Annotated in this window: 11 protein-coding genes; all 11 read left to right on the forward strand. The window is 28.9% G+C overall.

Translation table 11 applies throughout. From position 1 onward, the window contains the following. The coding region (locus Q0649_RS11520; RefSeq protein WP_298841831.1) for a hypothetical protein at positions 1 to 199 on the forward strand (199 nt) is incomplete at its 5' end. 205 nt (positions 200 to 404) lie between these two features. Next, a complete protein-coding gene (locus Q0649_RS11525; RefSeq protein ID WP_298841833.1) occupies positions 405 to 563 on the forward strand; it encodes a hypothetical protein in 159 nt (52 codons plus the stop codon). An 11-nt stretch (positions 564 to 574) separates the two neighbouring features. Next, a complete protein-coding gene (locus Q0649_RS11530) occupies positions 575 to 1,024 on the forward strand; it encodes a hypothetical protein (protein WP_298841835.1) in 450 nt (149 codons plus the stop codon). Positions 1,025 to 1,048: 24 nt separating this feature from the next. Continuing rightward, positions 1,049 to 1,318, forward strand: coding sequence for a DUF4176 domain-containing protein (locus tag Q0649_RS11535; protein WP_298841837.1), 270 nt, complete (start codon positions 1,049 to 1,051; stop codon positions 1,316 to 1,318). A gap of 311 nt (positions 1,319 to 1,629) precedes the next feature. After that, positions 1,630 to 1,797, forward strand: a complete 168-nt coding sequence (locus tag Q0649_RS11540; protein ID WP_298841839.1) for a hypothetical protein — start codon at positions 1,630 to 1,632, stop codon at positions 1,795 to 1,797. 858 nt (positions 1,798 to 2,655) lie between these two features. Then, the gene (locus Q0649_RS11545) at positions 2,656 to 3,093 is read left to right on the forward strand and encodes an HI0074 family nucleotidyltransferase substrate-binding subunit (protein ID WP_367179376.1); all 438 of its coding nucleotides are present in this window, start codon (positions 2,656 to 2,658) and stop codon (positions 3,091 to 3,093) included. A gap of 1 nt (position 3,094) precedes the next feature. After that, positions 3,095 to 3,391 (forward strand): nucleotidyltransferase domain-containing protein, encoded by a 297-nt coding sequence (locus Q0649_RS11550; protein ID WP_298841842.1) that lies wholly within the window; start codon positions 3,095 to 3,097, stop codon positions 3,389 to 3,391. Between the two features lie 514 nt (positions 3,392 to 3,905). Continuing rightward, a complete protein-coding gene (locus Q0649_RS11555; protein ID WP_298841844.1) occupies positions 3,906 to 4,127 on the forward strand; it encodes a hypothetical protein in 222 nt (73 codons plus the stop codon). A gap of 64 nt (positions 4,128 to 4,191) precedes the next feature. Continuing rightward, a complete protein-coding gene (locus Q0649_RS11560) occupies positions 4,192 to 8,700 on the forward strand; it encodes an AAA domain-containing protein (RefSeq protein ID WP_298841846.1) in 4,509 nt (1,502 codons plus the stop codon). Positions 8,701 to 8,826: 126 nt separating this feature from the next. Next, the gene (locus Q0649_RS11565) at positions 8,827 to 9,027 is read left to right on the forward strand and encodes a hypothetical protein (protein ID WP_298841847.1); all 201 of its coding nucleotides are present in this window, start codon (positions 8,827 to 8,829) and stop codon (positions 9,025 to 9,027) included. Continuing rightward, a complete protein-coding gene (locus tag Q0649_RS11570) occupies positions 9,017 to 9,178 on the forward strand; it encodes an HRDC domain-containing protein (protein WP_298841849.1) in 162 nt (53 codons plus the stop codon). The genes Q0649_RS11565 and Q0649_RS11570 overlap by 11 nt, the downstream gene beginning before the upstream one ends. Positions 9,179 to 9,446: the final 268 nt, after the last annotated feature.

The following is a 9,446-nucleotide window of genomic DNA, read 5'->3' on the forward strand; positions in this document are numbered from 1 at the left end:
AGGTACTAAAAAGACAGATAAAACAAAAAGTATTGATGATTTTATACTTGCAGCATCTACTGCAGGAGCTGTTGGAGCTACGGATAAGGTGATATCAACAGCGAGTGAAAAAGGATTGTTAGGAAAAAGAAGTAATACTGTTGTAAGAAAAATGAATCGTTTTAATAGAAGAGCTAGAAAATTATCTAGTACATTATGAAGTAACAAAGAAAAGTGTACGTCTAAGAGAGGGATTTGGCGTAGTAGGGGGGGTTCTAGCTGCTGGGATTGCCGTTGAGGATGTAAAAAACAATGATAATACTGTTGACAAAGTAGCAGCGGTCGGTATAGATGAAAAAGCTACTGCAGCGGCTTGGGTAGCATCAGACTACTTAGCTCCGTTAGCTGCAACTTTTGCAGTTGGGGTGGTAGAAACAGGAGCTGCGGCTATTGGTATAGTTGCATTACCTGAAATTGCAGTGGGAGTTGTTGCAGTTACTGGTGCGGTAGTTGCAGTTGGCGTTGTTAATTTTTTAGCATCAACAGTTGCCAGTACATTTAAAGAGAGTTTAGACTTGAAATAGGAGGCAATATTATGAATTCAAAAATAAATAAAATTTTACCTTTTACAGGAGTATTAACAGTTTTATTCATAATCATAGCTAGACGTGGTTCCTATCCTTTGAACATGGTTATTTTAGGCGTAATGATTACTCTATTTTTACCTATTACTTTAGGTGGTATTATTTTCAGAAAGCGTCTAAAATCTAAGTGGATGTTATTAGGAGGTATTTCCGTGTGCTTGTGTGGTGGTCTAGCTTATTTTAGCATGTATTCTGAACATAATAATATTAATAATAATAATATTATTTTAATATTGTCACCTATTGTTATGTTTGTTGCCATACACTCAGGATTTAGATTTAAACTGGATAAACTAACAGGAAAAAAAGAAATTAAGATGGAGAAATTTAAGGCTAATATTATCAAATGCATATTAGTAGTTGCGGAAATAACCGCATTATATATCGCATTTATAAAATAAAATATTAATTGGAGTGATTAGTTTATGAACAAGTATTTACCAATAGGTTCAATAGTAGTATTAAAAAATGCAGATAAAAAGTTAATGATATATGGGAGGAAACAAAAGGATACTGGAAATGGTAATATACGTGATTATGTAGGATGTGTTTATCCAGAAGGAAATATAGATTTAAAACATACATATTTATTTAACCATGATCAAATTGAAAAGGTATTTTTTATAGGGTTTCAAGACTTAGAAGAGATAGAATTTAATAAAAGGCTGATTAAAGCGGAAGACAACAATATATAATAAGTTATTGATAAAACTTATCATTTGGGACTTCAAGATGAGGAACAATTTGAATTTAATAAGAAATTACAACTTCCTACAAATAAATAACGATATATGCAGATGGAATACCAAAGACTTCAGAATGAAATTTATAATTTCACTGAAGTTTTCTTTTTTATGTCAAAAGCTAAAAAGGTTGGTAAAGCTATAAGTATTGCAAACACAAATGCAAATTGAGCAAAAGCAATTAATGCTAGGATTAATAAAAAATAGCTATAGATAGGGAGGACATAACAAATGAAAAAAGTGATTGATTTGTCTTATTAGCTATGGCATTGATCTTCATACCTGGAATAGCATTTGCAGATTGGTTCATTGTAAGAGCTACCATATCACTATTTAAAGATTTTAAATATGCTGATAGAAGTGGTAGAATCCTAATAGTCATAGTAAGTATCGGTCTATTTATGAAAATGATTTACGAATGGGATAGATAGACATTAATTAGAAAAGGATGTGATAAAAATGGAATGATTACCGATTGGTTCGGTTGTGTTATTAAAGGACTGAGACAAAAGATCAATGATATATGGGATTAAACAATTTAATGAGGAAAAAAATCAGTCATATGATTATGAATGAATAAAAGGTAGCACTAATACATATTAGGTATTTTCACATATGAATTTTTTAAAATAACATAGCCTCTAGGATATAATTCTAGGGTTTTTTCTTTAACAATAGTGAGTGAAATGGTCTTATTTATTAGATTCCCTATAGTAGACAAAATAACAGGGAAATGAAGTACTTGAAGACATACAAAAATTAATAACAGGTATACATAATATAATAAATAAATTTCAGGAATCAGAAAGCAAGATAGCATGTGATATAAATGCAGTAACTGTTAGCAGTTCAACTCTTCTTGGTGCAGGGGTTTTATCTAAAAGTGATCTAATGTTGCTAGGGGTGGAAAGTGGTGTACAAGGTACTGAAAATAAAAATGGATTTAATTTAGATAATTATAATTACTTTTGGTAGTGTTCATTTTACTTATAAAGATTCTAAAAAAGGAATTGAAAAGACCTATTAATTTGTTGCTGAATATTCAAAAAATATTTTTGCTAATAGTGAATTAGATGAAAATTCAGTTAATGATTTTATTGTATACTCACGTGGATACAATAGCAATAAATAGTTATTATAACTAAATTTTATTATTTATATATTTTAACAAATACAAAATATACTCAGAGCGGTATGTTATTGGTGCATATTTTTAAACATTTTAGTTTTAAATGTTATTTTATATGGTAAAATAATAAATATATATAACTTAGAAAGGGTGATAAAATATTATGGGAATACTAGATAAATATGATGAATCAATAAAATTAACATATAATTATGCATATAGAATGTTAGTTCATTTAAAGAATATCATAGATAATTTTAATAATATAAAAAACCCAGATGATATAACGATGGAAGTTTATAGAGATTCAATTATAAAAAAGTATGAAACATTAGAAGACTTAACTTGGAAGTTACTTTCTAAAATATTTAAATCATCTGGTTTAGAGATAAACAATCCAAGAGGGTGTTATAAACAAGCGTTTAAAGAAGGGTTAATTAATGATATAGAAATTTGGAACGATATTTTATTATCAAGAAATTCTATATCTCATATTTATGATGAGCAAGATTATGAAGAAATTAAAAATAAGATAATAATTGGTTATACAGGTGCCATAGAAGATCTATTAAGTAACCTTTCAAAAGTGGTAATGTGATATGTATGGAATAGATAAAAAAGTATATAAAAGCTTGATTAATTATTTCCTAAATAATAACAATATTGAGAAAGTAATAATATTTGGGTCAAGAGCAAAAGGAATAGAAAATATAAATTCAGATATAGATTTATGTGTAAGTTATATAGGTAAAAGCAAAGGAACTATTGTAGAAGAGATTAATGATGTAATAGGAATATATTCTTGTGATATTGTTTTTATAAATTCATTAAATGAGAATATAGAAAAACAAATTGATAGGGATGGAATTGAAATTTATTCTAAAGTTAGTAGATAATTTAGACTGGTATAGGAACTATTGAAGTATATTTTATATATTTAAGTAGTTCCTTTGTTGTTAAGGCTAAAAGGGTATTTACAAATGAAAGTGGACAGAAATTTACAATTTATTACCCAGCTTGTAATTATGGCAAACCCTTAAGATATCTATGTTAGAACATATATAAATATATATATTACAAAAAAACGAAATATCTTATTACTATAGGAATAAAGATAACAATATATAAGTGAGAATTAAACTTTAAAACTCTAATAAAATATATTCCCCTTTGATAAATTTGTAATAAAACAATTAAGTTAACGATAGATCCTTATATATCAATGAACATAAGCTAATTACATATATTAATTATAGTTACAAAATAACTATAATTAAAAATTTGACTAGAATACTTAATATGAGATTTCTAATAAAAGGCATTAAGCAATAATTATTTATATGTATATTTAAAAAAAATATTTCAAAAAATAATGCTCAGTCGGGTGCTAGATTAGGCAGTTAAAAACTAATGCTTAACTCAGTTGAAGGATATATTGCACATAAAGTACATGGGGTTAAAATAGGAGAAGCAGCATTTGGTCCTGGTTTTGTGATATGTGCTATTCTTGATTGGGCTGAGGTTTGCACGAATGAGAGGGGATATCTTTCAATTAAACCAATATTTTTAGTTGAATATAAGAAAGAAATGGATATATATAAATGTATTGAGAGAATTAATTCTAATAAGTGAATTGAAATGTATAGAAATATTAGTTGTGAATTAAGTAAAATCATTATAAGGGGCAGTGAAAATAATGGATAGTTCAGGTAAAAAGAAAATAATTAAGTTGTTTGAATTCTTAAAACAATTTAACAATATAAAGAATCCAGTAATGGTGGATGTGAATAACCAACAATGGATAAAATGGATGGATAGTATTCCAGAACATGAAACAATAAAGAACAATATATTTAATTTTCAATATGATAGTGAAACTTTATTTAGTATTAATAAACCAAAGTTAAGAGAATGTCCTCTTCCACCAGAGAAAATTAATGAATGGTTAGAAAAAGGCTGGAATGATATAAGCAAGGAAGTTGTGGTAAAGCAATACATAGAGAAAATCGAATATGAGATAGATTCTGATAATAATGAAGTGAGTAAGCTAGTAACAATAAGGTTAGAAGAAGATAATGATAGATTAAATTTACTTAATATATGGAAAGAATCAAGATCCAAATGGGCCCAGGAAGAAAGTAAGGCAAGAAAAGCGGATGCTGTATACAATGAATTGTACTCACTTTATTCAATTTTAAAGAAGGAAGCAGAAGCTTTAGAATTAGTTCTAGGCGATGGTATTTTAAGTTATTGCGGAAATAAAGTGATAAACCATCCGATATTATTGCAAGCTGTAAATTTAGTATTTGATGCAAATATTCCACAGTTTCAAATTAATATATCGCAGGAAAGAGGACCAGAGTTATATAAGAGTCTATTTAGTAATATAACTGAGTCTAATTATGAGCTATTATCAAGCATATATGAGGAGTTTGAAATTGGTCAATTTACACCATATGAAATCTCTGAAAGCAATTCATTTTTAACTAGACTTTCACATGCACTAGCGTCAGATGGAACATTTTTAGAAAATTTAGAAGAATATGAAAAGGTAAGAAATTATCCGCAAATTTATAGACGACCTGTATTGTTTGTACGAAAAAGAAATCTTGGATATGGTGTAGCCATAGATTCAATAATAGAAGACATCGATAATGCACAATCATTGCCAGGCTTTTTATGTGATATAGTTGGAATTGAAAATGATAATCCAAAAGTAGAAGAGCAAAGTAACAAGCCTGAAAACAATTTTTTAAGTGTGAATGGAATAGATGAAGATATATTATTAACAAAGCCAGCTAATGCAGAACAATTAGCGGTAGCAAAGCACTTAGAGAGAAATGGTGCAGTTTTAGTTCAAGGGCCTCCAGGTACAGGAAAAACTCATACAATTGCTAATATGGTGGGTCACTTATTATCACAAGGAAAGAGTATATTAATTACTAGTTACAGTGAAAAGGCTTTATCCGTTTTAAAGGAAAAGGTGGTGGAAGAGCTACAATCATTATGTCTAAGTTTATTAGCTACTACAGAAGGTAGACGTGAAATGGAGAATAGTTTAGATGTTATTAATGAAAATAGGTCTACATTAGAACCAAGCGATTTAAAATCAAAAGTTGAGAGTTTAGGAAAAGAAAGAAAAAAAATTATTGATAAATTAAATAATCTTAAGATGGATTTGAAAAATGCAAGAATTAACGAATATAGGGCTATAATTATTTCTGGAGAAGAATATAGACCAATTGACGCTGCAAAGTATATTAATAAGCATAGAAGTGATGCGGCTTGGATGCCTACTCCAATAATTTTGGGTAAAAGTTTATCCTTAAATGAAGAAGAAATAAACGAGATATATTCTAGTAACAGTAAAATAAATTTAGAAGAGGAAAAGGAATACGATAGTAAACTGCCGAATATAAGTGAATTAACAACGCCAATTGAATTTAATGAAATAATAAGTCAGAAAAACGAATTTAGCAGTGAAAAATTATCAAGCGGACTAGAGTATTGGAATAGTGAAGTAGCAGTTAGATATACGATATCTGAGCTTAGTGGCATTAGGGACAGGGTAAATGGAGCGTTGCTTAGTATAGATATAAACACTCCATGGGTATTAGAAACTATTCAGTCTGCTAAAGAACACACCTTAAAAAATAGTTGGAGTTTATTAATAGATGAGATTAACTTAACTTACAAACTATCTATTGATTGCTTAGAAAGTATACTAACATATAATCCTCAGTTTAATGATATAGAGCTCGGTTGCGATGTGGATAGTCTATTAAAATCTATAATTGAGAAACTTGAAAATGGAGGAAAGATAACAAGGGTAAATTTATTTTTGAATAAGCCATTGAAGAATTTTATAAATGCTTGTAGAGTGAATGGTAATGTGCCGAATAAAACAAATGAATTTAAAGCATTAAATAATTATCATAGGTTACTTGTGGCAAGGGGAAAATTGAAAAATAGGTGGAACAGGCAAATCGCAGTTTTAGGTGCAGAGCAAGTTGACGATATGGGAGAGGATTTTGAATTAACTTGTAAGAAATATTGCTTAATAATTGAAGATAATATAAATTGGTATGAAAGAAAATGGAATCCAATAATTAAGGATATAGATGCATGTGGTGTAAACCTAGAAAGACTAAAAAATGAACCTGATTTGTCTAGTAATAAATTTAGTAATCTTAAACATATAAAGTTAGATTTTGGTAAAAAATTAATAGAAATTATAGAGGCACAAATATATAGAATACAATACAATGAAATAAATAATAATAAAAAGAAAATTGAGAATGTGGTTAATGAGTTTTCTAAAAATTATAATAGTAAAATAATTAATGAATTACAAACAGCTGTAATAAATGAAGATGTAGATTTATACAATGAGTGTTATGAGTCCATAAAATCAATAAAGGAACTTGGCAAGTATATTGAAAGAAGAAGGGAATTATTACAAAAACTAGCGATAACCGCTCCTGCTTGGTCATATGAAATTACAGAAAGACAAGGTGAATTTGGAAAGGCTAAAGCTCCAGCTAATATTAAAGAGGCTTGGCTATATTGTCAATTTGTAGAAGAGATTAACTATAGAAATAGAATTTCTATAGATGAGGTTCAACAGAGCATAGCTTTCTTAGAAGAGTCATTTAAAAATAATACATCAGAGTTAGCATTTAATAAAGCATGGTTATATAAATTGGATGAATTCAACAATAATAAAAAACAAATACAAGCAATTGAAGGTTGGAGACAACTAATAAGAAAGATAGGTGCGGGAAAAGGCAAGAATGCACAGAGGCTAAAAGCAGAGGCAAGGAAGTTAATGCCTCGATGTCAGAGTGCAGTTCCAGTTTGGATTATGTCATTAAACAAAGTGGTAGAAAATTTTAATCCAAAGGAAAATAAATTTGATGTTGTTATTATCGATGAAGCAAGTCAGGCTGATGTTATGGCATTAGTTGCATTATATTTAGGTAAACAAGTAATTATAGTTGGTGATAATGAACAGGTCAGCCCACTCGCTATTGGAGAAAAAACCGAAGATATGGAAAGACTGGTCAAAGAATATCTATATGACATTCCGAATCATTTTCTATATTCAGGTAAATTTTCAATATATGATCTTGCACAAGCATCTGGATATCAACCAGTTAGATTAAAAGAACATTTTAGATGTGTACCAGAAATTATTGAGTATTCAAATATTTTATCTTACAATGGTCAAATAAAAGCACTTAGGGAAACTAGTGAGGTTAAAACAAAACCACCAATAATAACATATAGAGTTTGTGGTGGCATATCCGATAAGAAAACAAATCAAAAAGAGATTGAAGCCGTAGTATCATTAATATTAGCTTGCTGTGAAAATGAAGAGTATAATGGTAAAACATTTGGAGTAATAACTTTAAGGGGAGAAAAGCAAGCAACTCTTATAGATAGGTTATTGCAAAGTAAAATGGCACCAATAGAGTATGACAATAGAAATATTTTATGCGGAAATCCAGCAAATTTTCAAGGCGATGAGCGAGATATCATTTTTTTATCAATGGTTGATGCAAATGCTGGTGAAGGCCCTATGAGATTAAACTCATATGGAACTGATAATTTGTATAAAAAGAGATATAATGTTGCAGTAAGTCGTGCGAAAGATCAGCTTTGGCTTGTTTATTCTATGGATTCAGACAATGATTTGAAGACTGGTGATATTAGAAAAGGGTTAATTGAATACTGCAGAGATTATAAATCAAGACAAATTGATTTTGAAAAAAATGTATTAAAGGCAGAATCAGAGTTTGAAAAGAGAGTGATGAAATATCTTATTGAAAAAGGATATAAAATCTCACCACAATGGGAAGTTGGTTCGTTTAGAATAGATATGGTTGCCATTTATAAGAATAAAAAAGTAGCAATTGAATGTGATGGTGAACAGTGGCATGGTGAAGATAAATTGGAAGAGGATATGAATCGCCAAGGAATTCTTGAAAGGCTTGGATGGAGGTTTATTAGGATTCGTGGGAGTGAATTCTTTAGCGGCGAAGAGGTCGCAATGGAGAATGTAATTCGTAAATTGAATGAACTTGATATATATCCCGATGAAAAATCAGATGCATTAACGCAAGATGAATGTGGACTTAAGGAAAGAATTATTGTTAGGGCAGATGAGATAAGAGATTCGTGGATATTTGATGTTACTGAATAATAATATTTAGTGGATTTACTTTAATAGTAAGTCCTTTTTTTATTTAGAGGAAATCTAAATAACCTCTTAGAAATTCTTTGGATACCAATAAAGTCTACGGTTATTATTGCCAACCCTAAAACAATAATGAAGAAAACGAAATGTCCTAAGGTAATTCAAAATCTTATATATAAATATGATCAGTTAACAACTCTATTAAACAAGGAATTAAGTTCTGCAAAAAATGATCCGGAAATGAGAGAGAAGCTAATGCATGAGATAGCTGATTATCTTGTAGAAAATAATAAACCTATCAAATTTGATAATAAAGCCATATATGGTTTTTAGAAATGCTGAGATGGAAATACTTATTAAAGCTAATCCCAAATCAAAGGGTGAATTACATATGGTTAAAGGGTTTGGAGATAAGAAAGTTGAGAAATATGGGGAAAATTTATTCTTTTATACTAATTTAAAGGAAATTAAAGTTAAGTGCTGAATATTGGTATTAGAGTAAATGTTTAAAAATGAAAAATTATGTCTAAGACGCAAAGTTAGAAAAAGATAAGTAGGGGCTATATCAATATTAATAATTATTATATTTCGATTAAATAAATCATATAATATAGAATATATTTATAGAAAGTCAATTACAGTTAAAATAGTATTAACCTATATATTATTAATTCCTTTTTATTGGTGAAATTATATTATATCTTCAAATTTTCCTAAACTTGCGATAGATAATGCATCATTTCTATCATTTT

Origin of the sequence: uncultured Clostridium sp. (assembly GCF_937920395.1) — a bacterium.
GTDB lineage: Bacteria > Bacillota > Clostridia > Clostridiales > Clostridiaceae > Clostridium_AD.

Coding starts and splice junctions, on each gene's coding strand:
- Q0649_RS11530 (WP_298841835.1), top strand. CDS start 575: ATGAATTCAAAAATAAATAAAATTTTACCTTTTACAGGAGTATTAACA.
- Q0649_RS11535 (WP_298841837.1), top strand. CDS start 1,049: ATGAACAAGTATTTACCAATAGGTTCAATAGTAGTATTAAAAAATGCA.
- Q0649_RS11540 (WP_298841839.1), top strand. CDS start 1,630: ATGGCATTGATCTTCATACCTGGAATAGCATTTGCAGATTGGTTCATT.
- Q0649_RS11550 (WP_298841842.1), top strand. CDS start 3,095: ATGTATGGAATAGATAAAAAAGTATATAAAAGCTTGATTAATTATTTC.
- Q0649_RS11555 (WP_298841844.1), top strand. CDS start 3,906: ATGCTTAACTCAGTTGAAGGATATATTGCACATAAAGTACATGGGGTT.
- Q0649_RS11560 (WP_298841846.1), top strand. CDS start 4,192: ATGGATAGTTCAGGTAAAAAGAAAATAATTAAGTTGTTTGAATTCTTA.
- Q0649_RS11565 (WP_298841847.1), top strand. CDS start 8,827: ATGAAGAAAACGAAATGTCCTAAGGTAATTCAAAATCTTATATATAAA.
- Q0649_RS11570 (WP_298841849.1), top strand. CDS start 9,017: ATGGTTTTTAGAAATGCTGAGATGGAAATACTTATTAAAGCTAATCCC.